Raw genomic sequence first — 26,308 nt, 5'->3', positions numbered from 1 at the left:
GGAACAGGGCGTGTCGCGGACACTCGAGAGGTCAGGTGTCAGCGAGCGCCGAGCAGGTGCTCCGTCGCGAGCTGCTGGAGCCGCACGAAGCCGCCGCCCTTGCCGCCGAGGTACACGGACGCGTCGAAGTCCTCGTACGCCGAGCGGTCGGCGAGGAAGTCCTCGTACGTCTCGCCCTCGTTCAGCGTCGGAACCGACAGCTCGTCGACCTTCGCGGCGGCGAGCGCCTCCTGCACCTCGGGGTCGGCGCGGAACGCGGCCGCACGCTCCTTGAGCAGCAGGTAGGTGCGCATGTTGGCCGCGGCCGACTCCCACACGCCGGTCTCGTCCTCGGTGCGGCTCGGCTTGTAGTCGAAGTGACGGGGGCCGTCGTACGCGGGCACGCCGCCGGGGCCGCCGTTCTCGAGCAGGTCGACGAGGGCGAAGGCGTTGTGCAGGTCGCCGTGGCCGAACACGAGGTCCTGGTCGTACTTGATGCCGCGCTGGCCGTTGAGGTCGATGTGGAAGAGCTTGCCGTGGTACAGCGCCTGCGCGATGCCGGCGGCGAAGTTCAGGCCCGCCATCTGCTCGTGGCCGACCTCGGGGTTCAGGCCCACGAGCTCGGGACGCTCGAGCGAGTCGATGAACGCGATCGCGTGTCCGAGCGTGGGCAGCAGGATGTCGCCGCGCGGCTCGTTCGGCTTCGGCTCGATCGCGAAGCGGATGTCGTAGCCCTTGTCGACGACGTACTGGCCGAGGATGTTGACGGCCTCGCGGTAGCGCTCGAGCGCGGCGCGGATGTCCTTGGCCGAGTCGTACTCGGCGCCCTCGCGACCGCCCCACATGACGAACGTCTTCGCGCCGAGCTGGGCGCCGAGGTCGAGCTGGCGGAAGACCTTCCGCAGCGCGAAGCGGCGCACGTCGCGGTCGTTGTTGGTGAAGCCGCCGTCCTTGAACACGGGGGCGGAGAACAGGTTGGTCGTGACCATCGGCACGATGAGGCCGGTCGCTTCGAGCGCGCCCTTCAGGCGGTCGATCTGCGTCTGCCGCTCGGCGTCGCTCGAGCCGAACGCGAACAGGTCGTCGTCGTGGAAGGTGAGGCCGTAGGCGCCGAGCTCGGCGAGCTTCTCGACGACGTGGACGACGTCGAGAGCGGGCCGGGTCGGGCCGCCGAAGGGGTCGGTGCCGTTGTAGCCGACGGTCCAGAGACCGAAGGAGAACTTGTCCGCGGGAGTGGGAGTGGGCATGGGTGCGCGCTTTCCTCGTCGAAAATTGTTGCCAGAGACAACCTATAGCGCGGACGGATCGGGGTCAACTCGCTACCCTGGGGCGATGAGCCTGCCCCGCACCGGGGTCGAGCAGGTGCGCGCGCACAATCTCGGCCGACTGCTCCGACGCGTCCACGTCGGCGGCCCCGCCTCCCGCGCGACCCTCACCACCGAGCTGGGCCTGAACCGCTCGACGATCGCCGACCTGGTCGCCGAGCTCGTCGACCTCGGCCTCGTGCGCGAGGGCGCGCCCACGCCCGAGCGGCGCGTCGGACGCCCCTCGCCCACCGTCGAGACGCGCCCCGAGGTCGTCGCGATCGCGGTCAACCCCGAGGTGGACGCGTGGGAGATCGCGGCGGTGCGCCTGGATCGCCGCATCGTCGCGCGCGCCCGACATGAGCTCGACCACCTCGTGTCGCCCGCCGAGATCGCCGAGCTCGTCCGCGGCCAGATCGAGAGCTGGCGCGAGGCGGAACTGGCGGATGCGGCGATCTGCGGACTGGGCGCCGCCGTGCCCGGGCTCGTGCGCGGCGCCGACGGCGTCGTGCGCACGGCGCCGCACCTGGAGTGGACCGACGTGCCGCTGCGGACCCTGCTCGCCGACGCCACCGGCATCGCCACGACCGTGGCGAACGACGCGAGCCTCGGCATCCTCGCGGAGCACCGGTTCGGCGCCGCCCAGGGCATCGACGACGTCGTCTACCTCAACGGTGGCGCGAGCGGCATCGGCGGCGGGCTCGTCGTCGGCGGGATCGCGGTCTCGGGCGCGGGCGGCTACGCGGGCGAGTTCGGCCAGAACCGCCCGGGCATCGTCGCCGACGCCGACCGCCGCGCACCCGGGGGCGTGCTCGAGGACGAGGTGAGCCGTGCGCGGCTGCTCGCGGCGGTCGGGCTCCCCGGCGCCGACGAGGCGGGCCTCGACGCGGCGCTGCGGGCGCGGGCCGACGACACGGCGGTGGCGGCCGAGGTGGACCGTCAGCGCCGCATCCTCGCGACGGCCCTCGCCAACGCCGTGAACGTCCTCAACCCGTCGGTGATCGTGCTCGGCGGATTCCTCGCGACCCTCGCCGAGCTGGAGATGCCCGCCCTGCACAATGCGGTCGCGCGGCAGTCGATGCCCGCCAACGCCGAGGGCCTCGACATCCGCGTCGCCTCGCTCGGTGCCGATCGCCTGCTCATCGGCGCTGCGGAGGCCGCGTTCGAACCACTGCTCGAGGATCCTGCGGCCCTCGCGCGCGGCGAGTCACCCGCCGCGTGAGCCGTCTCAGGAGTCGCGCTGGCGCGGACGCTGACTCGGGAGCAGCTCGCCGTCGACGACCTCGATGCCGGTGAGGCCCGCGAAGGCGTCGGCGGGATCGGCGGCGGCCTCGGTGGGGTCGCCCTCACCGGCTGCGGGCTGTTCCGGCCGTACGCTCACGAGTGCTCCTTCCGGTCCTGTTCAGGTTCGCAGTCGCGCGGCCCCGGCGCATCCCCTTGACAGCCCCCGACCGTGGGCGTAGCCGGGGGTCGTGACGGTCGATGCGGCGGCGCGGGTAGGCTCGCGGACATGGGCACCATCTACTACGGCGGCTCCGGAACTCCGGTGCAGATCGAGGACCGGGCCCTCGCCCACCTCAAGGTCGTCATCGCGACGAAGCTCCGTCGCGGCGAGAGCTTCACGCTCTCGTGGCGTCACGGCGAGGGCGAGGCCGCCGGACGCAGCACGCTGTGGCTGCACCCGTCGATCCCGCTCCGCTTCGTCTTCGACGACGAGGAGCCCACGCTGCTCAGCCGCGCGTGGATCGAAGACCTGGCGACCTCGGCGAACTCGTCCGGCGGCATCATGCTCGTGCCCGAGCAGACCGGCGGCGCGCCCGCGCGGGAAGAGGGTCAGCCCTCTTCGACGTGACCTTCGTCGGAGGGCTCGGGCGTGATCATCAGTCCATTCGGACCGCTCGCGACGAGCATGAGCTCCTCGACCCACACGCGATTGATGCGCGGGCTGCGGCTGCCGAAGAAGTGGAACTGGATCGGCACCGAGGGGTGCATCCAGTAGCTGCGCCGGCCGCTTCCGTCACCCACCTCCACGTCGAACATGAACGACTCGGAGCGGCGCAGCTTGTTCATCACGACGATCCGGAGATGCGCGAGCGTGCGGTCGTCGATGTCGACCGAGTTCGCCATGGTGTCGTAGATGAATCTGCCCATGCGCTGAGCCTATCCGCACGCCGACGATTCCTCCCGCCGTCTGTACGCCACCGGGCCGCGCGAGTGCAAGCCCCCGGGGCACCCGTGATCGCGCGACGTAGCGTGGGCACGTGGGAACGATCTTCTACGGCGACTCGGCGACCCCCATCGAGATCGAGGATCGGGCCCTGGCCCACTTGAAGGTCGTCATCGCGACCAAGCTGCGCCGCGGCGAGAGCTTCACGCTGTCCTGGACGCACGGCGAGGGTCAGGAACCCGGGCGCAGCACCGTGTGGCTGCATCCGTCGATCCCGCTGCGGTTCGTCTTCGACGACCCCGAGCCGGCGATGCTCAGCAGGCGCTGGATCGAGGAGCTCGCGAACTCGGCGAACTCGTCGGGCGGACTGCTGCTCGTGGGCGAGCCGCGCGAGGGCGCCGACTGAGTCAGCCGGCGTCGAGGACCTCGCGGACGCCCGCTTCGACCGCCACCGGCACCACGATCGGCCGGCCGGCACTGAAGGCCTCCCACTCGCGCAGCAGGACCCCTTCGATGCGGGCGGCCGAGAGCGACGGGTACGCGGCCACGAGGCGGGCCACGACGGCGGAGAAGGTCACGACCTCGACGTCGTCGATCGACAGCGACGCGTCGTGCGCACTCGGCGCACTGCCCGCACCGGTCCCGTCGTCAGCCATGCCGCAATCGTTTCACGCGCGCTTCGGTAAAGCGAATGTTCACGACGCAGGTAGTACGGCGAGCGAGCGACCGCGGTCGCTCAGATCTCGACGTCGACGGTCTCGCGTGCGGGGGCGGCGGCCTCGGCGTGCGGGTCGACCTCGTCGACGGCTTCCTGCAGCCGCGTGAGGCACGCGATGACGATCGCGCTCTCCTCCGGCGTCATGTCCAGGACCGCCGACATCATCCGCTCGTGCATCCTGCCCAGCGTCGCGCGCACCTCCGCGTCGGACGCGGCCGTCGCGACGATGTGGATGCTGCGGCGGTCGGACGGATGCGGCACCCGCGTCACGTGGCCGGACTTCTCGAGCCGGTCGATGATCGCCGTCGTCGAGGCCGTCGAGACGCCCAGGTACCGCGTGATCTCGCTCGGCGACACCGAACGGCCCGCGCGGTCGGCCTTCAGCAGATACCGCAGGACGAGAAGCTCGTTCTCCCCCATCGACATCGATTCGCGCGTGCGCCGACGCATCGCGACCTCGGCGGCGCGGTACAGGCGGAACGCCTCGAGCACCTCCACGGCGCGGCGTCGACGGTCTTCCTCGCTCGCGCCGTACCAGTAGCGCGAGGAGTCGGTCCGCGTTTCTTCCACGACCGCATCCTATGTCAGGCCCGCCGGCGCGCGTCCGACCGCGGCACGCGTGCGCAACCCCCTCCGCGGCGCACGGCGTGCAGGAGTACGATGCATTGATCGGTAGGCTAGAAGATCGGCATCGGACTATCTCGGATGCCTAGGGAAGATCGCGAGACGAGCGTGAGGCACACCGCATCGGCGGATGACGTCGTCAAAGCGCTCGACGACCTGACGGGCGTCGAGGCGCAGGTCGACCGCGCCACCGTGTCGGCCCTGGGCATCGGACCGAAGGACGCCACGGTCCTGCGGCACCTGCTGGATCTCGAGGCGCGCGACGTGACCCCGCGCGAGCTCGCTGAGCTGCTGGGCATCTCCTCCGCCGCCACCACGGCGCTCATCGACCGCCTCGCGGAGGCGGGGCTCGTCGCACGCGAGCCGCACCCGCAGGACCGGCGCAGCATCATCGTGCGCGCGACGGTGCCTCCGGGATCGCCGGCGAGGCGCCTGCTCGCCGTCCGGCGCGTGGCCGTCGCCTTCGCCGCGGCGCGCCTGAACGCCCACGAGCGCCGCACGGTCGTCGACTTCCTCGAGGAGCTGCACCGCGCCGAGGAGCACTACCTGGCCGAGGCCACCGCCACGGCATCCGCCCCCGCTCCGCCCACGGCATGACCGCCCGCGCCCGGGTCGGCACCTCGGGCTGGAGCTACGACCACTGGCGCGGGGTCCTCTACGAGCCGGGCACGCGCGACCGGCTCGCGCGCTACACCGCCGAGTTCGACACCGTGGAGCTCAACGCGAGCTTCTACCGCTGGCCGCGCCCCGAGCGCTTCGCTGCGTGGCGGGACCGCCTGCCCGACGGGTTCGAGATGAGCGTCAAAGCCCCCCGTGGAGTCACGCACGCACGTCACTTCGTGCTGACGCCGGAGTGGCGCGAGCGGATCGCCGCCGGCCTGGACGCCCTGGGGCTTCGGCGCGGGCCCCTGCTGGCCCAGCTCCCGCCGGGCGACGTCCGCGACGACGCCCGGCTGGCCGCGTTCCTCGCGGACCTCCCCCTCGGCGCGCGTCCGGTCGTGGAGCTGCGGCATCCGTCGTGGGTCGCCGAGGAGGTCTTCGCGACGCTCGCCGCGCACGGCGCCGCCTACTGCGTCATGAGCGGCGCGGGTCTGCCGTGCGAGCTGCGCGCCACCGCCGACTTCGTGTACGTGCGCCTGCACGGGCCGACGGACGCGCTGTACCAGGGCTCGTACGACGACGCGGCGATCACGTGGTGGGCCGCCCGCATCCGCGAGTGGCTCGCCCAGGGACGCGACGTGTACGCCTACTTCAACAACGACATCGGCGGCCACGCCGTGCAGAACGCGAGAAGTCTGCGCGACGCGCTCGGCTGACGTCGGCGTCCGCCGTCAGTGCCGCGTGAACGCGACGAGTCGTTCGACGAGCTCGGCGAGCACGCGCTCGTCGCGGACGAGCCCGATCCGGATGTGACCGCGCCCTCCCGGCCCGAACCCGTCGCCGGGGGCGACGGCGACGCGCGCCTCTTCGCGGAGGCGCCGGGCCGTCTCGGACGCATCGACGTCGCCGGGCACGCGCGCCCACACGAAGAACGAGCCCTCGGGCACCGTGACGTCCCATCCCGCGCGCCGCAGTCCCGCGACGACGACATCGCGGCGGCGCTGGTAGAGCGCGACGAGATCACGGGCCGCGGTCTGGTCGCCCGAGAGCGCCGCGGCCGCCGCGTCCTGCGTCGCACCCGCGACGGTGCTGAACGCGTGCGCCTGGTAGCGCGAGACCGCCGAGACGAGCTCGGCGCGGCCCGCGGCGAACCCGATGCGCCAGCCGGCCATGCTGTACGTCTTCGACAGGGTCTGCGCCTCGATCGTGCACTCGCGCGCCGCGGGGACGGCGAGCGCCGACAGCGGCCGCCGGCCGTCGAACCCGAGCGACGCGTAGGCGAAGTCGTGCACGATCACGGCACCGGCCCGGGTGGCGTAGTCGGCGGCATCCGCGAACGTCTGCGCCGTGGCCAGGGCGCCGGTGGGGTTGTGCGGGTAGTTCAGGAGCACGACGGAGGCCGCCGCGGGCAGCGTCGCCGTGAGGTCGGGCTGATACGCGGGTGGCGCGAGGGGCAGGGGGACGACGTGCGCTCCGGCGAGGTGCGCGGCCGACGTGTAGAGCGGATACCCGGGATCGGGGGCTACCACGGCGGTGCCGGGGTCGGCGAACGCCATGACCGCACCGAGGATCGCCTCGTGCGAGCCGTGGGCGACGGCCACCTCGGTGTCGGGGTCGAGGTCGACGCCGTGGTCCTCGCGGTAGCGCAGCGCCACCGCGCGACGCAGCGCCGGACGCGGCGCGTACGAGGGGTAGCCGTGGTTGCGCGGGTCGGCGACGGCGGCCTGCATGGCTGCCACGATGTGCTCGGGCGTCGGCAGGTCGGGGTTCCCCTTGGACACGTCGATCATCGCCGGGCCGGGCTCCGCGGCGAGTCGGACGATCTCGCGGTCCATCGCGCCCCAGAAGTTCGCCGGAAGGCCCGCCACCCGCGCAGCCGCGCGCACTTCCGCCGTCATCGCCGTCGGAACCGCCGCGCGATGGCGGAGCCGGCGATCTGGATCCCCTGCACGAGCGCGATGAGCGTGATCACGGTGATGACCATCGCGAAGCCGTCGTACCGCTGATAGCCGTACGACAGCGCGAGGTCGCCGATGCCGCCGGCCCCCACCGTGCCCGCCATGGCCGTCGCGTCGATCAGGCCCACCGTCGCGATCGTCACGGCGAGGATGAGCGACCCGCGCGCCTCGGGCAGCAGGAACCGCACGAAGACCTGCAGCGGGGTCGCCCCCATCGAGCGCGCCGCCTCGACGACGCCGCGCGGCACCTCCAGCAGCGAGTTCTCCACGAGCCGCCCGATGTAGGGCGCCACCATGACCGTCAGGGGCACGATCGCCGCCCAGACGCCGATGCTCGTGCCGACGAGGAAGCGCGTGAAGGGAAGGATCGCGACGAGCAGGATGATGAAGGGCAGCGAGCGCACGACGTTCACGACGACGCCGAGGATGAGGTTGACGCCGCGGTTCGGCAGCACCCCGCCCGGACGTGTGACGGCGAGGACCGCGCCGATGATCACGCCCAGGATCGATCCGAGGACGAGCGACACCCCGAGCATCTGGAGCGTCTCGCCCAGCGCCCGGAGGTAGATGTCGGGCGTGATGAGGGTCCAGCGGTCGCCGCTCATGCGACCACGTCCTGCACGTCCACCACGCGCTCGGACAGGTACCGGCGCGCCGCGCTCACCCTGTCGGGGTCGCCGGTCACGTGCACGATCATCTGTCCGATCGTGTGCTCCTGGATCTCGGTCATGTCGGCGTGGAGCATGTTCACCGACACGTCGAGGTCGCGGATGAGCGTGGAGACCAGCGGCTGGGTGACCTCCTCGTCGAGCAGCAGCAGGCGCCACAGGCCGCCGCCGCCGAGGTGCTCGACGACGCGCCGCGGCACGCCCTGCGGGACCACTGTGGTCACGAAGTCACGGGTGATGTCGGCGCGCGGATGCAGGAACGTCTCGAGCACGCTGCCCCGCTCGACGACGCGCCCGCCGGCCATGACGGCGACGTCGTGCGCGAGGTCCTTGATCACGTCCATCTCGTGCGTGACCACGAGGATCGTCGTGCCGTACTGCGCGTTCACTCGGCGGAGCAGATCGATGATCTGCGCGGTCGTCGTGGGGTCGAGCGCGCTCGTCGCCTCGTCGGCGAGCAGGATGCGGGGATTGCGCACGAGTGCGCGGGCGATGCCGACCCGCTGCTTCTGCCCGCCGGAGAGCTCCGCCGCGTAGGAGTCGGCCTTGTCGGCGAGCCCGACGAACTCGAGCATCTCCTCGGCGCGGGCGCGCGCGGCTCCCGCCGCGACGCCGTCGAGGCGCAGCGGCAGGGCGACGTTGTCGCGGACGCGCACGGTCTCGAGCAGATTGAACTGCTGGAAGATCATGCCGGTGTGCTTCTGGGCGGCACGCAGGGCGCGTCCGCGGAGTCGCCCGATGTCCACCCCGTCGACGATCACGCGACCGGTCGTGGGCTGCTCGAGGCCGTTGACGAGCCGGATGAGGGTCGACTTGCCCGCGCCGCTGTAGCCGATGACGCCGAACACCGACCCGGGCGCGATCTCGAGCGACACGTCCTCGAGGGCGGCGGTGCCGCCGCCGCGGCCCGGGAACCGCTTGGAGACGGCGTCGAAGACGATCGCGCCCGTCGCGTCGGCGGTCACTCGAACCAGGCGGGGAGGTTGTAGCCGTCGTACTGCGGGTTCGAGCGGATGTAGTCGACGAACTCCGGCGACTCGTACGCCGCCTTGATCGCCTGCGCCCAGTCCGCGTCGACGTCGGCGCCGCGCACGGTGACCACGTTGGAGAACTGCGTCGGCTGGTCCTCGACGGCCAGCGCGTCGCCGTAGTCGAGTCCTCCCGCGATGATGAAGTTCCCCTGGATGACGGCGTAGTCCACGTCCTGCAGCGCCGGCACCTGCTGCGCGTTCTCGATCGCGGTGATGTTCAGGTTGTGCGGGTTGTCGGTGATGATCGACAGGTCAGCGGTGTTGGGGTCGTCGATGTCGTCGAAGTCCACCCAGCCGACGTCGCGCAGGATCAGCAGCGCGCGGTACAGGTTGGACGGCGAGTTCGGCACCGTCACGGTGGAACCGTCCGCGACGTCGTCGAGGTCGGACTTCTTGCCGCCGAACAGGCCCATGCGCGGCGTCGGGATCTGCACGAGCGGCGCGTTGTCGAGCCCCTCCTGCGCGTTGACGAACTCGAGGTAGACGGGGTGCTGCATGATGTTGGCGTCGATCTCGCCGGAGTCCACCGCGACGTTCACGACGATGCCGTCGGTGAAGTCGACGGTCTTCACCGAGTAGCCCTCCTCCTCGAGGATCGGCTGGATCCCCTCCTGGAACATCTGCAGGTACGGCCCGGGGTTGAAGCCGATCGTGATCTCGGTCTTGTCCGCGGCGTCGGCCGGGGCGGCGGGGGCGGCGCCGGCGCAGCCGGTGAGCAGCAGGGCGAGCGCGGCGGTGGTGGCGAACAGGGCGCGCACGGGCGGGCCGGGGCGTCACAGACGGCAACAATCCGCCGGTGCGCGGTGCGCGCTCAGCGGTCGGCGATGAGCGCGTCGAGCACCCGGCGGGCGAACTCCGCCTGGCCCGGCACCGTGTGCGAGAGCATGATGAGCGCCTTCCACAGCGCCCACCCGCGGCCTCGCGCCCACGTGGCGTCGTCGACGCCGAGCTCGCGCGTGAAGCGGAGGGCCGCGCCGCCCGCCAGGAACGTCCAGCGGGGCACGGCGTCGCACGCGGGATCGCCGACCGCGGCGCATCCGAAGTCCAGCACCGCGGCGAGCCGGCCCTCGCGCACGAGCAGGTTGCCGGCCGCCACGTCGCCGTGCACCCACACCGCGGGGCCGGAGTACGGCGCGGCGACCGCGTCGCGCCACATCCCCGCCGCGGCGTCGAGCTCGCGCCCGGACAGCTGCGGAAGGAGCGCCTGCACCTCGTCGTCCCAGCGCGCCACCGACCCGCCGCGGAACGCCGAGTGCGGGCCGGGCGCGGGTCCGCCGGCGGCCGGAGCCGCCCGCAGGTCGCGCAGGAAGTCGGCGAGCGCGCCGGCGAGGGCGTCGTCGTCGTCGACGGATGCGGCGCTCAGGGGCGTCCCGTCGATCCAGCCGAGCACCGACCACGGGGCTGGGAACAGCGCGCTCGGGCGCCCGCGGCCGTGCAGGACCGGGATCGGCAGCGGCACGTGGGGGGCCAGGCGCGAGAGGGCGTCCTGCTCCTTCGGCACCTGCGGGATGTAGCCGGAGTGACTCGGGAGCCGCGCGGTCAGCGCGTCGCCGACACGGAACATGCGGTGATCGTTGCCCGAGAGCGCGACCGGCCGCACCGGCAGCTCCGCCCACGCCGGGAACTGCTCGGCCACCAGCCGCGCGACGAGGTCGCTCGTCAGCGCGGCGGTGTCGACCGCGCCGTCGGTCACAGCCCCAGGCGCGCGAGGAAATCGTTGCGGAAGACGCCACGCGGGTCCCACCGCTCGCGGAGTGCCGCGAAGTCGCGCCACCGCGGGTAGAGGTCGGGGACGCGCTCGCGCGCCGCGGCCACGTCGAACAGCTTGCCCCAGTGCGGGCGCGCGCCGAACGGCTCGAGCGCCGCTTCCAGCCGCGGCAGGAACGCCTCGACCGCGGGCTGGTCGGGCACCCACGTGAAGTGGATGCCCGTGGTCGCCGCGCCGGCCGCGGGCGAGAGCCACAGGTCGTCGGCGGCGACCGTGCGCAGCTCGCATACCTGCACGAGCGGCGCGAGGTCGGGCGCGAGGGCGCGGACGCGCTCGATCGCGGCGACCGCGTGCGCGCGCGGCAGCAGGTACTCGGACTGCAGCTCGTCGCCGTTGGACGGCGTGAACTCGAGCTTGAAGTGGGGAAGGCGCGCGTACCACGGGCCGCGCGCACCGCCCTGCTCCGTGCAGAACAGCGGATCCACGCCGGGCAGCGGATGCCGCTTCCCAGCCGCCGGTCGCGCCCCGAAGAGGTCGCCGGGCAGCGCGCCCGGCTCGTCGGCGCGCCGCTTGACCCACACCTGGTCGATGACGTCGGGATCCCGCCACGTCGTGAACATCGACACGCTGTAGCCGACGGCGGTGATCTCGTCGTAGTGCTCGAGCGCCGAGGCCAGCGGCAGCCCGTCGAACACCGTCTGCGCGATCTCGTACCGCGGCACGATGTCGATCTCGACCGCCGTCACGACGCCGAGCGCGCCGAGGGACACCACCGTGCCGGCGAAGTCCGCGTCGCCGCGGCGCTGCATCCGCACGTCGCCGTCCGCGGTGACGATCTCCACTCCCGCGACCGACGCCGCGAGCGAGGGCACCGCGTCGCCCGAGCCGTGCGTGCCGGTCGCGATGGCGCCCGCCAGGGAGATGTGCGGGAGCGACGCGAGGTTCGGCAGCGCCCACCCCGCCGCATCCAGCTCCGGGCTGATGTCGCCGTAACGCAGGCCCGCCGGAGCACGCACGACGCGGCGCTCCTCGTCGACCCGGATCTCCCGCGGCAGCTCGGCGACCGACACCGCGACGCCCGCGGTATCCGCGATGTCGTTGAAGCAGTGGCGGCTGCCGAGCGCCTTGACGGCGGGGGCGGCGCGCACGAGGTCGACGACCTCGGCGACCGAGCGCGGGCTCTGCAGCTCGGCGGCGCGGTACGCGATGTTGCCGGACCAGTTCGTGCCGATCATGCGGGGTTCTCCTCTCGGATGGCGGCGTCGACCTGGCCCGCGGGCAGGTCGATTTCGACGGACGCGCGCGGCGTCACGAGGCGGTACCGCCCCGCGAAGCCCTCGACGACGAGCATGCCGTCGGCGTCGGTGACGGCATGCTGCGGCGGCGTCGCCCATTCGCCGCGCACGAGCGTACGCACCGCGTCATACGCGGGCTTCGGCGAGCCGTCGGCGCGCAGCAGGCCGGCGGGGGCGCCGAGCCACGCGCCCGCGTCCGTCATACCCCAGTAAGTGAGGGACTCGGTCGCGGGGTGGGCGAAGACGGTGCGGTAGTGGCGGGCGATCTCGTCAGCCTGGCGCGCCTCCCCCTCGGGGGTTGAGGGCCACTCGTCGACGATGTGGTCGTTGAGGTCGACGATGTCGGGCGGCATGAGGTCACCCGAGACCAGCGTGGTCTCGGTGAGCTGCAGGGGCAGTCCGAACCGGGCGAAGCGGTCGAGGATGCGGGTGATCTGCTCCTCGCCCCGGTACCCCTGGTGCATGTGCGTCTGAAGTCCGATCGCGTCGATCGCGATGCCGGCGTCGAGGCACTCGGCGATGAGCTGCTCGTACGTGGGCGACAGGTCGAAGTCGTTGAGCACGAGCCGAGCGGCCGGATCGGCGGCGCGCGCCTCCTCGAAGGCCATGCGCACCATCTTCACGCGCCCCCTGCTCCGCGCGAGGTGGGTCACGGCGTTGTCCTCCGCCGTGAAGACCGGGAGGATCACGACCTCGTTGATGGCGTCCCACTGGTCCACGACGCCCGCGAAGCCGCCTGCCACCGCGCGGATCCGCGCGCGGATCGCGTCTTCGACGGCGGCATCGCCCGCCGCGTCCTCGAGCGCGCTCAGCCACGGCGGGGTGAGCGTGTGCCACACGAGCGGGTGTCCTTTGACGGTGACGCCGCGTGCGGCGAACCACTCGGCCGTGGCCCGCAGGCGCGCGTCGTCGGCGCGGCCGGGCTCGGGTTCGTACCAGCGCCAGTAGAACGGCAGCGTCACGGCGTTGAAGACGTCGAGGAAGCGCGCGGCGATCGTCTCGGCGGCTGCCGCATCGATCGGCTCCTCGGCGCTTCCGGCGAACGGCGACGGGCCGCCGATCCACGGCACGAGGTCGAATCCGATGTTGCCGAAGGCGAAGGCGTGGCTCACGTGCTCGGCGGTCACCGGCACGCCGGCGAGGGGCCGTCCCGCCGCATCCGTGACCCGGACGCGCGCGCGAGTGCGCCGGTGGGCGAGATCGGCCATGGAGTTCCTCTCGCGACCCGGGGGGGGCGGCCGCCCTGTCAGCGTATCGGGGCCGGAGCGCTGCGGCGTCGGCCCTCGCCCGACGGAAGGGCGAGGCCCTCGGCGCGGGCCAGGATGCGGCGCAGCCACGACGCTCGCGCGGCGCGCGCCGCGCGGCTGACCGCCGCGTCGGGTGCGAGCGCGTCGAAGCCGTGCACGCCGCCCGCCCACACGTGCAGCTCCGCGTCGCCGCCGGCGGCCCACAGGCCCGCGGCGTACCGCTGCACCTCGTCGCGGAACGTCTCGGCCGAGCCGACGTCGAGGAACGCCGGCGGCAGCCCCGAGAGGTCGGTCGCGCGGGCGGCGGACGCCCACGGGCTCACGTCGCGGCGCTCGCGGCCGAGGTACGCCGACCATCCGGTCTCGTTGGCGGTGCGGTCCCACGCGCCGGCGCCGGCCATCTGCGCGGCCGAGGAGGAGTCGTTGTGCTCGTCGAGCATCGGGCACACCAGGAGCTGGCCGAGGACCGCCGGACCGTCTTCGTCGCGCAGGCGCAGCGCCGCCGCCGCCGCGAGACCGCCGCCCGCGCTCACGCCGCCGATGACGACGCGATCGGGGTCGAGCCCGTGCGCCGGCCCGTCCGCCGCGACCCATCGGACGGTGGCCACGACGTCGTCGATCGCGGCGGGGAACGGATGCTCGGGGGCGAGACGGTAGTCCGTCGACACGACGGCCATGCCGAGGTCGCCCGCGAGCTCCGCTGCGGCCGGGAGGTCGTCGAGGAGCGTTCCGGCGACGAGGCCGCCGCCGTGCACGTGGACGAGCACGGGCAGCGCGCCGCGCGCGTCGGCCGGGCGGGCGACGGCGACGTCGATGCCGTGGCCGTCCGCGCCGTCGATCCGCAGACGCTCGAGGGTGCGGCGGCCGTGGGCGGTCACATCGGCCTCCGTCGGCGGCTGCGCGCGGGCGCGGAGCCCCGCGATCTCGCCCGGGTGCAGCGCCGTGACGACGCCGGGCGTGCGGGCGAGGGCCGCCGCGATCTCGGGGTCCAGGGGCGGGCGCGCGGTCACGTCAGCCCTTCAGCGAGCCCTGCAGCAGGGCGGACACGAACTGGCGCTGGAACACGAGGAACACCACGAGGGTGGGGGTGAGGATCAGGAGCGAGCCTGCGCACAGCAGCGGGATGTCGGTGCCCCACTGACCCTGGAACGCGCCCAGGGCGCCCGCCATGGTCCGCTGCGCGGGATCGTCGACGAGCACGACCGCGAGCAGGAACTGGTTCCACGTCCACAGGAAGAGCAGGATCGCCAGCGACGAGAGGGCGGGCAGCGACAGCGGAACGTGGATTCGCCAGAACAGCTGCCACGTCGTGGCGCCGTCCATCCGCGCCGCCTCCGACAGGTCGCTCGGCATGTTGACGAAGTGCGCCCGCATCCACGTCACCGCGAAGGGCATGAACAGCCCGACCAGCGGCAGGATGATGGCCCACCGGGTGTTGAGGAGCCCGATCTCGCGCATCTGGTAGTACAGCGGCACGATGATGCCCTCGAAGGGCAGCGTGAGGCCCAGCAGGAACGCGATGAACACACCCCGGCCGCCCGCGGGGCGGAGGTGGCCGAGGGCGAACCCGGCGAGCGTCGCGATGAGGACCGCCAGCGGCACGACGCCGAGCTCGATGAGCACGCTCGACCACAGCAGCGCGAGCATGTCGGCCGACTGGAACGCGAGGGCGAAGTTCTCCCAGTGCGGCTCGTCCGGCCAGCTCAGGCCGCCGGGGTAGGTGCCCTGCGGATGCAGCGCCGTGACGAACAGGCTGAGGAACGGCAGCACCGTGATGAGCATGAGGAGCACGAGGAGCGCGCGGCCGAGCCACGTCTCGCGGGCGGAGACGATCACGCGTCGCGCCCTCTCAGGATGCGCTGCAGGGGCAGCACGACGATCAGGACGAGGAGCATCAGGACGATGCCGAGCGCCGAGGCGACGCCGATGTGCCGCTCGAAGAAGGCGAGGTAGTAGATCTGCAGGCCGGGCACGAGTGTGCTGCTGGCCGGGCCGCCCTGGGTCGAGATGTAGATGATGTCGAAGCTCGCGAGCGCCGAGATGACCGTGATCGTGACGCACACCGCGATCTCCTGGCGGAGGCTCGGGAGCGTGATGGAGAAGAACTCCCGCACCGGACCGGCGCCATCGATGCGCGCGGCCTCGTACAGGCTCGGATCGATCTTCGTCATGCCGGCCAGGAGCAGCAGCAGGCACAGCCCCAGCTGCACCCACGCGCCGATCACGCCGACCGCGGGGAGGGCAGTGTCGGTGTCGCCGAGCCACGCGCGCGTGACGCCGCCGAGCCCGAGGAGCCCGAGGATCTGGTTCACGAGCCCGTTGGTGGACAGCTGCCACGTCCACATGATGCCCGCCGCCACGAGCGGGATGATCTGCGGCAGGAACAGCACCGTGCGTGCGACGACGGCGAGGCGGCTGGCGGCGATCGAGCGGATCACGTTCGCCGCGAACAGGCCGAGCAGCACGGGGATGAAGCTGAAGTAGATGATCAGCTCGAACGAGTTGAGGATCGCCCCCACGAGCGTCGGGTCGGCGAACACCTCGGCGTAGTTGGCGAGCCCCACCCAGGTCGCCGAGTTGATGCCGTCCCAGTCGTAGAGCGAGTACTGACCGGTGAGGACGATCGGACGCAAGACGAACGCGATGTAGAACGCCGCGGCGGGGAGCACGAGGAGATACGCGCCGAGGCTGCGCCGTGTCGCCCGCCGGCGCGCCGCTGCGCGCCGGCGGGGACGGGCAGGGGTGGCGGCTGCGACGCCGGGCTCGGGCACCGGCGCCGCAGCACGAAGGGAGGAGCTCATCGTCAGCCGGCGAGTTCCTTCTCGTAGTCGGCCTGCACGGCCTTCAGCAGGCCCGCGGCATCCTGGTCGCCCGCGGCCATCTTCTGCACGTTGGGCGTCCAGCTCTGCGCGTAGATGGCGCCCGTGGCGTTGGCGATGAAGTCCATCGCGCCGTTCTTCTCGTTCACCGTCGTGCCCGCCGCGAGCGTGGCCGCCGTCACCGAGTCGGCCGCGACCTCGGGCATGAAGGCGTCCGCCGGCCCCATCGGGTGCGAGCCGCCGACTTCGACCGTGATCGTCCGCGCCGTCTCGTCCGTGGCGACCCAGTTGAGGAAGAAGGCCGCGCAGTCGGGTTGCTCGGCGTACGCCGAGATGCCGTACGTCAGCGGCGCCGACATCGCGCCCTGAGGGCCGCCCTCCTCGAGCGGCGGAGTCAGGAAGAAGCCGACCTTGCCCGGCATCTGGGTGTCGAGGTTGCCCGACTCCCAATCGCCGCTGAAGATGAACAGGCTCTGCCCGTCGATGAACCGGCTCATCATCTGCGAGTAGTCCATCGAGTTGATGTCGGGGGCGAAGTAGCCGGCCTCGATCCACTTCTGCAGGTGCTCGGCGGCCTTGAGATTGTCGGGCGTGTCGATCGTGGCACCGGGCTTGTTGAAGATCCAGTCGTTGATCGGTGCCGTCTCGCCGTACGAGGCCATGAGGCCCTGGAGCGGGAACAGCAGCCCGCCGGTCGCGCCGCCGTTGAACTGCGCGATCGGCACGATGCCGGCGTCCTTGGCCTTCTGCAGGTAGCCGTCGAACTCGTCGAGGGTCTGCGGCGCCTCGGTCATCCCGATCTGCGCCGCGAGGTCCTTGTTGTAGAAGACGCCGGTCATCGAGAAGTTCAGGCCCTGCGCGTACAGCGGGCCGTCTCCGCGGATGCCGTCCTCGCCGACCCGCAGCTGCTGCAGCTGCGAGGCGGGCCAGTCGTTCCAGCCGAACACTTCCGCATAGGGATCGAGGTCCTTCAGCAGGCCACCCTTCGCGAGCTCGGACATCTGCGGCAGGCGCATGAGGTCGGGCGGCGAGTCGCGCAGCACGCGCGGCGCGTTCTGGGTGATCACGGCGAACTGGTCTTCGCGGATGTCGAAGGTCACGTTCGGGTACTGCTTCGTGAATTCGTCGGCGAGCTTCGTCGGCAGGGGGAAGCCGGTCTCGGCGTACATGCTGAGCGTCACGTCCTCGGTGCCGCACGTGGGCTCGCCGCCGCCGTAGACCGGCCCCGACGATCCGGTGGGCGCGGCCTGGCCGCCGCCGCCGGGCGGCGCGCACGCGGTCACCGCGAATGCGGCCACGACGAGCAGGCCGCTCGCGGCCAGGGCACGGACGCGGACATCCTGAATACGAGACACCGGTGTCTCCCTCCATTGGTGAAACAGGACTGGATGCGTAGTCTGGGCTAAATCGAGTTAGTGCGATGCTAAATCGAGTTAGCCCGATCATCATCGCTGGTGGATGCGAGCATGTCAACGGCGGATGCGGCGACGGCGCCGCGCACAGGACAGGAGGCGTCGTGGGGCGCAGGAGAGTCACGCTGGCCGACGTGGCCGCGGCCGCGGGCGTGTCACGGACGACGGCGTCGCTCGTGCTCTCCGAGCGCGGCGACGAGCTGCGCATCTCCCCCGCCAAGCAGGCGCGCGTCCGCGAGGTCGCCGCCGAGCTCGGCTATCGCCCCAACGCCGTGTCGACGGGCCTGCGCAGCGGTTCGAGCCGCACGCTGGCCTTCATCTCCGACACGGTCGCGACCTCGCAGCTGGCCGGCGACATGATCAAGGGCGCGCTCACCCACGCCCACCGCAACGGCTACATGCTGTTCATCGGCGAGACCGAGGGCGACCCGGCCGAGGAGGAGCGCCTCATCGAGGCCATGCTCGACCGCCAGGTCGACGGGTTCGTCATCGCGTCGATGTTCACACGCGAGCGGGCGGTTCCCGCTCTACTCGACGGCGCGGCCACCGTGATGCTGAACGCCCTGCCCGCGACAGGGGCGCCGGTCGTCTCGGTCGTGCCCGACGAGTACGCGGCGGGCGAGAACGCCGCGCGGCTGCTCCTGGACGCCGGGCACGACCGCATCCACCTCATCGGCGCCGGGCCCGAGGCCGACGACCTGCCGAACGAGACGGTCGCCGGCCGCGAGCGCCTCGCCGGAATCCTCGCCACCCTCGCGGACGCGGGCGTGTCCCCCGCATCCGGCCGCATCGCCCACGACTGGCTGCCGCAGGACGGCTGGAGCGCGACGCGTGAGCTGCTCGCATCCGGAGCGCGCGGCGAAGCGATCATCGCCTTCAACGACCGGCTCGCCTTCGGCGCGTACCAAGCGCTGCAGGAAGCGGGTCTGAGCGTGCCGGAGGACATGTCGATCGTTTCCTTCGACGATCATCAGCTGGCGACGTGGCTGCGTCCGGGCCTGACGACGTTCGCGCTGCCGCACTACGAGCTCGGCGAGCGCGCCATCGAGCTCGTGCTCGCCGCCGACGGCGACGGCACCGACGCGGCGGTCCACCGGATCCCGATGCCGTTGCGCCGACGGGCTTCGGTGCGGCCTCGACCCTGATCCGCTCCCGACGCGACTAACGTGGCGCCGGGATCGCGGCGAGCGCGTCGCGCGCGAGGTCGGCGATCGAGACGCCGCGCGCGGTGCGTCCGACGACCCGGGGTCCGGCGTGCGGTCCGGGCACCGTATGACCCCCGCCGTCGATCGTGACGAGGTCGACCGGCGGGCGGGCGCCGTCGCGGTAGCGCGTGCGGACGATCGCGACACCCCGGCGCTCCCGCGGCACTCGTGTCGCCGCCGTCACAGCCGGTGCCGCGCGGATGCCGTTGCGCTCGGCGAAGTACGCGGCGGTCTCGGGCGCCGAGAGGACGGTGCCGTCCACACGGAACAGCGCGCGCGCGAGCGCGTTCATGCGGCCGCCGGCGTAGGGGGCGATCGGATCGGCCGTTCCGTGCACGAGCGTGACCGGCACGGGACGCGCGGACGGCGTCGGGCCGGGGAGACGGAAGCTGCCCGGTACCGGCATCGTCGCGGCGACGATGATCGCCGCCGCAAGGAGGTCCGGCGCCTCGTGGAGCAGGCGCATCACCATCTGGCCCCCGTTGGAGTATCCGATCCCGACCACGCGCCGCGGGTCGGCGCCGCGGGTGCGCACGAGCTCGTCCACGACGGCGCGGGCGAGACCGACGTCGTCGACGCCCTCCCGGCGAGCCGGGAACGCGCTCTCGGCACGCGCGTCGTTCCAATTGCCGCGGAAGCCGTCCAGGTACGCCACGATCGCGCCATCGTCCTCGGCGAGGGCGTCCAGGGCGGCCCCCGTGAAGCGGCGGTGGGCCCTGCCGTCCTGCCGCGAGCCGTGGAAGACCAGGAAGAGCGGGCGCGGCTCGCGCTCGGGTCGGCGGTCCACCACGTGGAAGGTACGGATGCGGTCTCCCACCTCGATCTCCTGGGTGCTGATGTCGTCGCTCACGGGTGCGTCCTCTCGTCGGGGACGACGCTAAGCTCTGACATCATGTCAAGGTCAAGGAGGAGCGAGCGGATGCTCATCGGTGAGCTCAGCGCGCGCAGCGGCGTCAGCCAGCGGTCGCTGCGCCACTACGAGAAGACGGGCCTGCTCACGGCGCGGCGCGAGGACAACGGCTACCGCACGTACGACGAGGGCGCGGTCGCGCGCGCGTCGGCGATCCAGGCGCTCTTCGGCATGGGGTTCGCGCGCGACACCGTTCGCACGGTGCTGTCGTGCGCGGGCGAGGTCGCGCCCGCGGTGCACGCCGATGTCGCCGCGGCGCTCGCGCCGGTGCGCGACGAGCTCTCCGCGCGGATCGCCGAACTCACCGCCACGCGGGACGCGCTCGACGATTTCCTCGCGCGGCATCGCGCCGCGGCCGCGGCCTGACGGCGCGATCCCCGCACACAGACGAACGCCCCGCGCGCGAGCACGGGGCGTTCGAGAAGCGGCCGCTTACTTGAAGGCGTCCTTGACGTTCTCGCCGGCCTGCTTCACGTTGGCCTTCGTCTGGTCGGCCTGACCCTCGCGCTCCACGCGCTCGTTGTCGGTGGCCTTGCCGAAGGCCTCCTTGGCCTTGCCGCCGAGTTCCTCAGCGGCGTTCTTGATCTTGTCGTCGAGTCCCATGATCGCTCCCTCCGTCATGATCCCGGGAAGATCCCGGAGCACACACGGTAGGCCGCGGTCCTGAGTCGGCCGGAAGGGTGGCGCGAACGGCACGACGGTGCTACGCCGCATCCGTGGCCGTCAGATGCGGGCCCGCCACTCCTCCAGCACACGCGCGATGAGCCGCGAGTGCTCCCACGGCATCTCCGGCGCCTCCTGGCGGCCGTCACGCAGCGCGAGGGAGACCGCATCGGCCTCGGCCGCCATGGGCTGGACGGTCGGCAGCTCGCGCAGATCGGCGTCCTGGCCGTCGGCGACCACGACGATCCGGCTCGCGCTCTCGGCGCGCTCGCCCCACGCGTCGGGCAGCTCGATGACGCCGCGCTCGCACACGATGCGCGCGGACGAGGGCAGGTCGCGGACCACGGCCGTGCGCAGCAGAGCGTCCACGGCGCCGAGGCGCACCCGCGCCCACGCGTCGCCGTCCACCCCCGCGACGCGCGTGCCGCCGGCATCCACGACGTCGACGGACAGCGCCCCGCCGGCGGCCGCACCGGCTTGCACCGCGAGGGAGACCGTGTAGCAGCCGACGTCGAGGATCGCGCCGCCCGCGAGCGCGGGGTCGAACAGCCTTCCCTCGCGCGTCGGGGCGTCGAATCCGAACGCGGCCTCGACGTGCAGCGGGCGTCCGAGCGCGTCGTCGGCGAGGAGGTCGCGCAGCGCGTCGGCCCACGGCCCGAACCGGTTCTTGAACGCCTCGACGAAGGGACGCCCCGTGCGCGCCGCGGCATCCAGCATCCGCTCCACCTCCGCGACGCCGACGCCCGCGGGCTTCTCGCACAGCACCGCCTTGCCGGCCTCCAGGGCCTGCACGGCGAGGTCGGCGTGCCCCGTGTGGACGGTGCCGATGTACACCGCGTCGACGTCGTCGCGTGCGAGCACCGCGGCGTAGTCGCCGGATGCCGGCGCACCGGCCGCATCGGCGAACGCCGCCGCCCGGTCGGGGTCGGAGCTGCCCACCGCCTGGAGCACGCCGAAGCGGCTCGCCTGCAGGCCGGCGAGGAAGTCGCGGCTGATCGCCCCGGGTCCGAGGATGGCCCATCGTGTGTGCGTCACCCGCCCGATGCTAGCCGGGCGTCGAGTGTCCGCGGCACGCCGTTGTGCGCGGGCGGATGCGGCGTATCGTGGCACTCGACGGGGTCAGGCGACGGCGAAGCGCGGGCCGACGAGCTGCGCGGTCTCCTCCCACACGCGGCGCACCTCGGCGGTGTCGCGAAGCGGCGCCCACGGTTCGATACGGCGCGCGTGACCAGCGACCGTGCGCGATGGGCCGAAGAACGCGTCGCCCGCGTCGGGCTCCGTCGCCGCGAGGAGCGCCGGCTCGGCGGCCGAGGCGACCGTGCCGACCACGCCCAGGCGCGAGAGCACGCGGATGACGCCGCGCGCCCCGGTCTCCCGCGGGCGCCCGAGCCCCGGCTGCGCGGCGAGCAGGTTCGTCGGGGACACACCCGGATGCGACACGGCGCTGCTGATGCCCCAGCCCTCCGCGCGGCTGCGCTGCTCCAGGGCGCGGCCGAAAAGAGCCACGGCGAGCTTGGACTGCACGTAGGAGGTCATCGCGCCGTAGTCGCGCTCGCCGTCGAGGTCGTCCCACACGATCCTGCCGCCGCGCGCGGCGATGCTCGTCTGATGCACGACGCGGGCGGCGCCCGCGCGCAGCAGCGGCAGGAGTCCGAGCGTGAGCGCCGCGTGCCCGAGGTGGTTGGTGCCCCACTGCAGCTCATGACCGTCCGCCGTCTCCTGGCGATGCGGCGGCGTCATCACGCCCGCGTTGTTCACGAGGAGGTGGAGGGGACGCGCGTCGCCCTGCACCGACGCGACGAATCGCGCCACCGAGTCGAGCGACGCGAGGTCGAGCGGGCGCGTGGACACCGCCGCATCCGGCACCGTGGCGCGGATGCGGGCGACGGCGGCCGCGCCTTTGTCGACCGAGCGCACCGGCAGGATGACCTCGGCGCCGGCGGCGGCGAGGGATGCCGCGATGACGACCCCGATGCCGTCGCTGGCGCCGGTCACGACGGCGAGCCGATCGGTCAGGTCGGGAAGGCGGAGGTCGGGGAGGCGGAGGGTGCTGCTGGAGCGGGTCATGGGTGTCCTTTCGGGAGCGTGCACCGATGCTCGCGCGCATCCGCGACGGCGACCAGTGCCCGCTCAGCCGCTGATCGCCGATCCACCCTTCAGCGCAGCGCGGCGGGGGCGAGCACGGCGAGCAGCCGCAGCTTCTCGGCGCTGTCGGTGCCGGGTGCGGCCGTGTAGACGAGGAGCCGGTGCGACTGCTCGGGGTCGAGCAGCGTCTGGCACGACAGTGCGAGGTCGCCGACGTCGGGGTGGTGGAAGTGCTTGAGCTCGGGCGGCCGCGCGCCCACCTCGTGGCGCTCCCACAGCTGGGCGAACTCGTCGCTGCGCGCCCGCAGGCCCTCCGCGAGCGCCGCGGCGCGCGAGCCGGCGCCGTGCGCGGCGACCAGCTCGCGCAGCCCCGCGGCGTACACGCGCGACATCTCCACGCGCTCGTCGTGGGGGTACGGGGCTCGCGCGTCGGGATCGGTGAACCATCGGTACCCGATGCTGCGGTCCGGGCCGGTGCGCCGTGCTGCGTCGCCCAGGAGAGCGACGGCGAGCCGGGTCTGGCGCAGCGTCTCGCCCAGCTCGGTGACGATCTCGGCGGGCGTGTCGTCCAAACGGTCGAGGATCCGCAGCATCCCCGGGCTCACGTGATCCGTCGCCGTCCCGCGCTCCGGCGGCCGGTGACCGGCCAGCCGGAAGACGTGGTCGCGTTCCGCGAGGCTCAGATGCAGGCCGAGGGCGATCGCGGCCATCATCTGCTCGGAGGGGGTCGGACCGGTGCCGCGCTCGAGCCGCGCGTAGTAGTCCGTCGACATGTGGCTGAGCGCGGCGACCTCCTCTCTCCGGAGCCCTCCGGTGCGGCGGCGAGGGCCGCGGGGCAGCCCGACGTCCTCGGGCTGGAGCGCCTCGCGACGGCGCCGGAGGAAGTCGGCGAGGGCCTCCCGATCGATCACGCTGCGCTCCGCATCCTCTGTTCCTACCGCGCGCGGTGCACGCTCGCCAGGACTCGCCGATCCACCCCTGCCGAGCGCCGCGGGCGCTGGGCCGCGCGGGGGCCGCGGCGGGTCAGCGTCGCGGCGCCTGGATCGCGGGCTCCGCCGACAGCGCCGACATCGCCGACACGAGCGTGGGGAAGCGACCGACGAGGCGCGAGCGCATGTCGCACGCGTCGTACCAGCCGTCCGTGGACCGCTCGATGGAACCGAGGTACGTGCCGTAGCGGCTCCCCACGTGGAAGCCGTCCTCGACCCGCGCCCACACGACACCGGCGCTCGCGCGCCGTCGCTCGTGCTGCTTCATGGCGCTCCTCGGGTGCCGGGCGGCGGATGCCGCGGTCCGCGCACTCTAGGAGTCCCGTGCCCGCGGGCGGCCGGGGCTTGACGCGCGCGCCCGCGAGGCGCTCAGGAAAACCTCGCGCTCGCGGCAGCGGAGACGTACGCTTCCGGCAGACGCATTCACGCGCATCCATCACACTCCTCTCGACGATGAAGGAACCACGATGTCGACCGTCACCGACGCTCCCGCGACCACCGCTCCCCTCCTCGACCCGGCCGTCTTCGCCGGGCGCATCCACATCGACGGGGAGTGGGTGACCGGCTCCGGCGGCGAGATCGCGTCGGTCGAACCGGCCACCGGTGAGACGCTCGCGATGGTCGGGATCGCCGGGTCCGACGACGTCGCACGCGCCGCGGAGGGCGCCGCGCGAGCGCAGCGTGCGTGGGCGGCCACGCCGCATCCGGTGCGCGCAGGCGTTCTGCGTCGGGCGGCCCAGCTGTGGGAGGCGCACGCCGAGGAGATCATGGGCTGGAACGTACGCGAAGTCGGGGCGATCCCGCCGCTCGCGGGCTTCGCGCTGCACGTCACGGCCGCCGAGTGCTACGAGGCCGCCGCGCTTCCCTCGGCACCGCTCGGGTCCATCCTGGCGAGCGAGGAGCCGCGTCTCTCGCTCGCGCAGCAGGTGCCCGTGGGCGTGGTCGGGGTCATCTCCCCGTTCAACGTGCCCCTCATCCTCGGCATCCGCGCCGTGGCGCCGGCGCTCGCCCTCGGCAACGCCGTGCTGCTCAAGCCCGACCCCCGCACGGTCGTCACGGGCGGCGTCAGCATGGTGCGGATCTTCGAGGAGGCGGGGCTTCCCGCGGGGCTCCTCCAGCTCGTGCCGGGCGGGGCGGACGTCGGTGAGGCGATGGTCGCAGACCCGCGCGTGCGCGTCGTCGCGTTCACGGGATCGACGCGCGCCGGGCGCGCGGTCGGCGAGCTCGCCGGGCGGCACCTCACGCGTGCGCACCTCGAGCTCGGCGGCAATTCCGCCTTCGTCGTGCGCCACGACGCCGACGTCGACAAGGCCGTCAACCTCGCCACCTGGGGCGCGTTCCTGCACCAGGGACAGATCTGCATGACGGTCGGCCGGCACATCGTGCACGAGTCGCTCTTCCACGCGTACGTCGACAAGCTCGCCGCCAAAGCCGACTCGATGGCGGTCGGCGACCCCGCAGCCGGTCAGGTGCACCTCGGCCCGCTCATCGACGAGGTGCAGCGCGACCGCGTGCACACGCTCGTGCAGGACGCCGTCGCGCAGGGCGCCAGGCTCGCCGCGGGCGGCACGTACGACGGCCTCTTCTACCGCCCGACGGTGCTGGCGAACCCGCCGCGCGACGCCGCCGCCTACGGCGACGAGGTGTTCGGCCCCGTCGCCTCGGTCGTGTCCTTCGCCACCGATGAGGAGGCGATCGCCCTCGCCGCCGACACCGAGTACGGGCTCTCGCTCGGCATCGTCACGGCCGACGCGCTCGCGGGGTGGGAGATGGCGCAGCGCATCCCGTCGGGCATCGTGCACGTGAACGACCAGACCGTCAACGACGAGGCGAATGCGCCCTTCGGCGGCGTCGGCGCCTCGGGCACGGGGTCGCGTCACGGCGGGGCGCAGGCGAACATCGACGCGTTCACCGAGACCCGCTGGATCACGATGCGCCGCGAGCCCGGGCAGTACCCGCTCTGAGCGCCGGTCGAAAGCTCGTCGGACGGCAGGGCAGGATGGTGCCGTGAGAGCGATCGTCCTGGTCTCCGGCGGTGCTGCCGTCACGCCGTTCACGACGCCGGACGCCGCCGCCCGCACGGGGCTGCCCGCGGGCAACACGATGTCGGCGATCCGGGCGCACCTGCTCAGCCGGGGCCGTGCCGTGTTCACCGCGCCGGCCCGCATCGGGCCCGGCAGGGTCACGGAGGACGCCGGCTGGCAGGGTTTCGCCGACGTCTCCGAGGTGCTGCCCGCGGAGCTCACGATCAACGCCGCGGGCACGATCGAGGACGCCGGCATCGCCCTGGCGTCGTTCCTCCGGCACGTGGCCGCCACGCACGGGATCGAGACCGTCGACGTCGTCGCGCACTCGATGGGCGGACTGTTCTCCCGTGCCGCGCTGGCGCGGGCGGATGCGGCGAGCCCGGCCGTGTCGCGGCTCATCACCCTCGGCACGCCGTGAACCGGGTCGCTCCTGGGCGACATCCGGGCGGGCGAGATCGCGCTGGAAGATGCCCAGGGCGACGAGCCCACCACGGCGATCCTGCAGCAGTCGCTCGACTACGCCGACCGCGTATCCCAAGGGGCGGCCGACGAGGTGAGCCACCGCTTCCTCGCGGGTGCGGACGGCTGGAACGCGCGGCAGCGCGGGCTTCCCGACGACGTCGAGGTGACGCTCGTCGGCGGCGACCACTTCGCCGCCCGGGCAGAGCCCGCACGACTCTGGCCGCACGACGGTCTCGTCGCGCTGCGCAGCGCCCTCGGCGAGGAGGTCGAGATCGCCGTCGCACCGCGCCGGCGCGTACACCGCGTGCCCGACGTGCACAGCATCTTCTTCGCCGACCTGTTCGGGCTCCCGTGTAAGCGCGCGCTCACGTGGGATCCCGACGTCTTCGCGCTCATCGACGACGCTCTGGCGTGACCGCCCCGGTCTTTCTCGAGCG

The 26,308-nt window shown here is 72.8% G+C and carries 32 protein-coding genes; 10 read left to right on the top strand and 22 right to left on the bottom strand.

Annotated features, from left to right (window positions below; genetic code table 11):
• Positions 1 to 38 precede the first annotated feature (38 nt).
• On the bottom strand, positions 39 to 1,226 hold the full coding sequence (xylA, locus tag EI169_RS02980; protein ID WP_125130864.1) for a xylose isomerase: 1,188 nt from the start codon (positions 1,224 to 1,226) through the stop codon (positions 39 to 41).
• Positions 1,227 to 1,311: 85 nt separating this feature from the next.
• Here xylA and EI169_RS02975 point away from each other — a divergent pair, with 85 nt between their 5' ends.
• Entirely contained in the window at positions 1,312 to 2,505 is a 1,194-nt protein-coding gene (locus EI169_RS02975; protein ID WP_125130862.1) for an ROK family transcriptional regulator, read from the top strand.
• Positions 2,506 to 2,511: 6 nt separating this feature from the next.
• Here EI169_RS02975 and EI169_RS16505 read toward each other — a convergent pair whose 3' ends face one another.
• Positions 2,512 to 2,664, bottom strand: a complete 153-nt coding sequence (locus EI169_RS16505; protein ID WP_164515413.1) for a hypothetical protein — start codon at positions 2,662 to 2,664, stop codon at positions 2,512 to 2,514.
• 129 nt (positions 2,665 to 2,793) lie between these two features.
• On the opposite strand from EI169_RS16505, the gene EI169_RS02970 reads away from it, so the two are divergent.
• Positions 2,794 to 3,135, top strand: coding sequence for a hypothetical protein (locus tag EI169_RS02970; protein ID WP_125130860.1), 342 nt, complete (start codon positions 2,794 to 2,796; stop codon positions 3,133 to 3,135).
• Here EI169_RS02970 and EI169_RS02965 read toward each other — a convergent pair.
• A complete protein-coding gene (locus tag EI169_RS02965) occupies positions 3,117 to 3,434 on the bottom strand; it encodes an ATP-dependent DNA ligase (RefSeq protein WP_125130858.1) in 318 nt (105 codons plus the stop codon). The genes EI169_RS02970 and EI169_RS02965 overlap by 19 nt on opposite strands.
• 110 nt (positions 3,435 to 3,544) lie before the next feature.
• Between EI169_RS02965 and EI169_RS02960 the strand changes: the two genes are divergently transcribed.
• Entirely contained in the window at positions 3,545 to 3,856 is a 312-nt protein-coding gene (locus EI169_RS02960; RefSeq protein ID WP_125130856.1) for a hypothetical protein, read from the top strand.
• A 1-nt stretch (position 3,857) separates the two neighbouring features.
• On the opposite strand, the gene EI169_RS02955 is transcribed toward EI169_RS02960, so the two are convergent.
• Both EI169_RS02955 and EI169_RS02950 read right to left on the bottom strand, forming a co-directional pair.
• A complete protein-coding gene (locus EI169_RS02955) occupies positions 3,858 to 4,106 on the bottom strand; it encodes a hypothetical protein (RefSeq protein WP_125130854.1) in 249 nt (82 codons plus the stop codon).
• A gap of 80 nt (positions 4,107 to 4,186) precedes the next feature.
• On the bottom strand, positions 4,187 to 4,738 hold the full coding sequence (locus tag EI169_RS02950; RefSeq protein ID WP_125130852.1) for a MarR family transcriptional regulator: 552 nt from the start codon (positions 4,736 to 4,738) through the stop codon (positions 4,187 to 4,189).
• 162 nt (positions 4,739 to 4,900) lie between these two features.
• Here EI169_RS02950 and EI169_RS02945 point away from each other — a divergent pair, with 162 nt between their 5' ends.
• Together EI169_RS02945 and EI169_RS02940 are read left to right on the top strand one after the other, a co-directional pair.
• Positions 4,901 to 5,389, top strand: a complete 489-nt coding sequence (locus tag EI169_RS02945; protein WP_164515412.1) for a MarR family transcriptional regulator — start codon at positions 4,901 to 4,903, stop codon at positions 5,387 to 5,389.
• Positions 5,386 to 6,108, top strand: coding sequence for a DUF72 domain-containing protein (locus tag EI169_RS02940; RefSeq protein WP_125130848.1), 723 nt, complete (start codon positions 5,386 to 5,388; stop codon positions 6,106 to 6,108). Before EI169_RS02945 ends, EI169_RS02940 begins: the two co-directional genes overlap by 4 nt.
• A 15-nt stretch (positions 6,109 to 6,123) precedes the next feature.
• Here the strand turns inward: EI169_RS02940 and EI169_RS02935 are convergent, their stop codons facing one another.
• The 11 genes from EI169_RS02935 to EI169_RS02885 are packed head-to-tail and all read right to left on the bottom strand — an operon-like array spanning position 6,124 to position 17,473.
• Positions 6,124 to 7,260, bottom strand: coding sequence for an aminotransferase class I/II-fold pyridoxal phosphate-dependent enzyme (locus tag EI169_RS02935; RefSeq protein ID WP_164515411.1), 1,137 nt, complete (start codon positions 7,258 to 7,260; stop codon positions 6,124 to 6,126).
• Positions 7,261 to 7,286: 26 nt separating this feature from the next.
• Positions 7,287 to 7,955: a methionine ABC transporter permease gene (locus EI169_RS02930; RefSeq protein ID WP_125130844.1), complete on the bottom strand. Its 669-nt coding sequence runs from the start codon at positions 7,953 to 7,955 to the stop codon at positions 7,287 to 7,289.
• Complete coding sequence (locus tag EI169_RS02925; protein WP_205783865.1) at positions 7,952 to 8,983, bottom strand: ATP-binding cassette domain-containing protein; 1,032 nt, start codon at positions 8,981 to 8,983, stop codon at positions 7,952 to 7,954. The genes EI169_RS02930 and EI169_RS02925 overlap by 4 nt, the downstream gene beginning before the upstream one ends.
• Positions 8,980 to 9,807 carry a MetQ/NlpA family ABC transporter substrate-binding protein gene (locus tag EI169_RS02920; protein WP_205783862.1) on the bottom strand — a complete coding sequence of 276 codons (828 nt, stop codon included), beginning with the start codon at positions 9,805 to 9,807 and terminating at the stop codon, positions 8,980 to 8,982. The genes EI169_RS02925 and EI169_RS02920 overlap by 4 nt, the downstream gene beginning before the upstream one ends.
• A gap of 53 nt (positions 9,808 to 9,860) precedes the next feature.
• A complete protein-coding gene (locus EI169_RS02915; protein ID WP_125130842.1) occupies positions 9,861 to 10,742 on the bottom strand; it encodes an aminoglycoside phosphotransferase family protein in 882 nt (293 codons plus the stop codon).
• The gene (locus EI169_RS02910) at positions 10,739 to 11,992 is read right to left on the bottom strand and encodes a D-arabinono-1,4-lactone oxidase (protein ID WP_125130840.1); all 1,254 of its coding nucleotides are present in this window, start codon (positions 11,990 to 11,992) and stop codon (positions 10,739 to 10,741) included. The genes EI169_RS02915 and EI169_RS02910 overlap by 4 nt, the downstream gene beginning before the upstream one ends.
• Positions 11,989 to 13,260: an endo-1,4-beta-xylanase gene (locus EI169_RS02905; protein ID WP_125130838.1), complete on the bottom strand. Its 1,272-nt coding sequence runs from the start codon at positions 13,258 to 13,260 to the stop codon at positions 11,989 to 11,991. The genes EI169_RS02910 and EI169_RS02905 overlap by 4 nt, the downstream gene beginning before the upstream one ends.
• A gap of 38 nt (positions 13,261 to 13,298) precedes the next feature.
• The gene (locus EI169_RS02900) at positions 13,299 to 14,309 is read right to left on the bottom strand and encodes an alpha/beta hydrolase (protein WP_125130836.1); all 1,011 of its coding nucleotides are present in this window, start codon (positions 14,307 to 14,309) and stop codon (positions 13,299 to 13,301) included.
• A gap of 1 nt (position 14,310) precedes the next feature.
• Positions 14,311 to 15,135 carry a carbohydrate ABC transporter permease gene (locus EI169_RS02895; RefSeq protein ID WP_125130834.1) on the bottom strand — a complete coding sequence of 275 codons (825 nt, stop codon included), beginning with the start codon at positions 15,133 to 15,135 and terminating at the stop codon, positions 14,311 to 14,313.
• Positions 15,132 to 16,100, bottom strand: coding sequence for a sugar ABC transporter permease (locus EI169_RS02890; RefSeq protein ID WP_125130832.1), 969 nt, complete (start codon positions 16,098 to 16,100; stop codon positions 15,132 to 15,134). The genes EI169_RS02895 and EI169_RS02890 overlap by 4 nt, the downstream gene beginning before the upstream one ends.
• 2 nt (positions 16,101 to 16,102) lie before the next feature.
• Complete coding sequence (locus EI169_RS02885) at positions 16,103 to 17,473, bottom strand: extracellular solute-binding protein (RefSeq protein WP_125130830.1); 1,371 nt, start codon at positions 17,471 to 17,473, stop codon at positions 16,103 to 16,105.
• Positions 17,474 to 17,634: 161 nt separating this feature from the next.
• Between EI169_RS02885 and EI169_RS02880 the strand changes: the two genes are divergently transcribed.
• Positions 17,635 to 18,675, top strand: a complete 1,041-nt coding sequence (locus tag EI169_RS02880) for a LacI family DNA-binding transcriptional regulator (protein WP_240640575.1) — start codon at positions 17,635 to 17,637, stop codon at positions 18,673 to 18,675.
• A gap of 16 nt (positions 18,676 to 18,691) precedes the next feature.
• On the opposite strand, the gene EI169_RS02875 is transcribed toward EI169_RS02880, so the two are convergent.
• The gene (locus EI169_RS02875; protein ID WP_125130827.1) at positions 18,692 to 19,585 is read right to left on the bottom strand and encodes a prolyl oligopeptidase family serine peptidase; all 894 of its coding nucleotides are present in this window, start codon (positions 19,583 to 19,585) and stop codon (positions 18,692 to 18,694) included.
• A gap of 69 nt (positions 19,586 to 19,654) precedes the next feature.
• Here EI169_RS02875 and EI169_RS02870 point away from each other — a divergent pair, with 69 nt between their 5' ends.
• Entirely contained in the window at positions 19,655 to 20,011 is a 357-nt protein-coding gene (locus tag EI169_RS02870) for a MerR family transcriptional regulator (RefSeq protein WP_125130825.1), read from the top strand.
• A gap of 66 nt (positions 20,012 to 20,077) precedes the next feature.
• Here the strand turns inward: EI169_RS02870 and EI169_RS02865 are convergent, their stop codons facing one another.
• The 5 genes from EI169_RS02865 to EI169_RS02845 all read right to left on the bottom strand — a co-directional run bounded on the left by EI169_RS02865 (position 20,078) and on the right by EI169_RS02845 (position 23,650).
• On the bottom strand, positions 20,078 to 20,248 hold the full coding sequence (locus EI169_RS02865) for a CsbD family protein (protein ID WP_125130823.1): 171 nt from the start codon (positions 20,246 to 20,248) through the stop codon (positions 20,078 to 20,080).
• Positions 20,249 to 20,368: 120 nt separating this feature from the next.
• On the bottom strand, positions 20,369 to 21,343 hold the full coding sequence (locus tag EI169_RS02860) for a Gfo/Idh/MocA family oxidoreductase (protein ID WP_125130821.1): 975 nt from the start codon (positions 21,341 to 21,343) through the stop codon (positions 20,369 to 20,371).
• An 84-nt stretch (positions 21,344 to 21,427) separates the two neighbouring features.
• The gene (locus tag EI169_RS02855; protein ID WP_125130819.1) at positions 21,428 to 22,375 is read right to left on the bottom strand and encodes an SDR family oxidoreductase; all 948 of its coding nucleotides are present in this window, start codon (positions 22,373 to 22,375) and stop codon (positions 21,428 to 21,430) included.
• 89 nt (positions 22,376 to 22,464) lie between these two features.
• Positions 22,465 to 23,304: a helix-turn-helix transcriptional regulator gene (locus EI169_RS02850; RefSeq protein WP_125130818.1), complete on the bottom strand. Its 840-nt coding sequence runs from the start codon at positions 23,302 to 23,304 to the stop codon at positions 22,465 to 22,467.
• Positions 23,305 to 23,416: 112 nt separating this feature from the next.
• Positions 23,417 to 23,650 (bottom strand): hypothetical protein, encoded by a 234-nt coding sequence (locus EI169_RS02845; protein ID WP_125130816.1) that lies wholly within the window; start codon positions 23,648 to 23,650, stop codon positions 23,417 to 23,419.
• 199 nt (positions 23,651 to 23,849) lie between these two features.
• Between EI169_RS02845 and EI169_RS02840 the strand changes: the two genes are divergently transcribed.
• The 3 genes from EI169_RS02840 to EI169_RS16745 all read left to right on the top strand — a co-directional run bounded on the left by EI169_RS02840 (position 23,850) and on the right by EI169_RS16745 (position 26,286).
• Complete coding sequence (locus EI169_RS02840; RefSeq protein ID WP_125130814.1) at positions 23,850 to 25,346, top strand: aldehyde dehydrogenase family protein; 1,497 nt, start codon at positions 23,850 to 23,852, stop codon at positions 25,344 to 25,346.
• A gap of 43 nt (positions 25,347 to 25,389) precedes the next feature.
• Complete coding sequence (locus EI169_RS16750) at positions 25,390 to 25,827, top strand: GPI inositol-deacylase (protein ID WP_240640574.1); 438 nt, start codon at positions 25,390 to 25,392, stop codon at positions 25,825 to 25,827.
• Positions 25,828 to 25,962: 135 nt separating this feature from the next.
• Positions 25,963 to 26,286 (top strand): hypothetical protein, encoded by a 324-nt coding sequence (locus EI169_RS16745; protein ID WP_240640572.1) that lies wholly within the window; start codon positions 25,963 to 25,965, stop codon positions 26,284 to 26,286.
• Positions 26,287 to 26,308: the final 22 nt, after the last annotated feature.

The sequence above is a fragment of the Microbacterium sp. 10M-3C3 genome, assembly GCF_003931875.1.
In the GTDB taxonomy this organism is placed as follows: Bacteria; Actinomycetota; Actinomycetes; order Actinomycetales; family Microbacteriaceae; genus Microbacterium.
The sequence above is the reverse complement of the archived record's forward strand: the minus strand, read 5'-3'. Positions and strand labels throughout refer to the sequence as shown.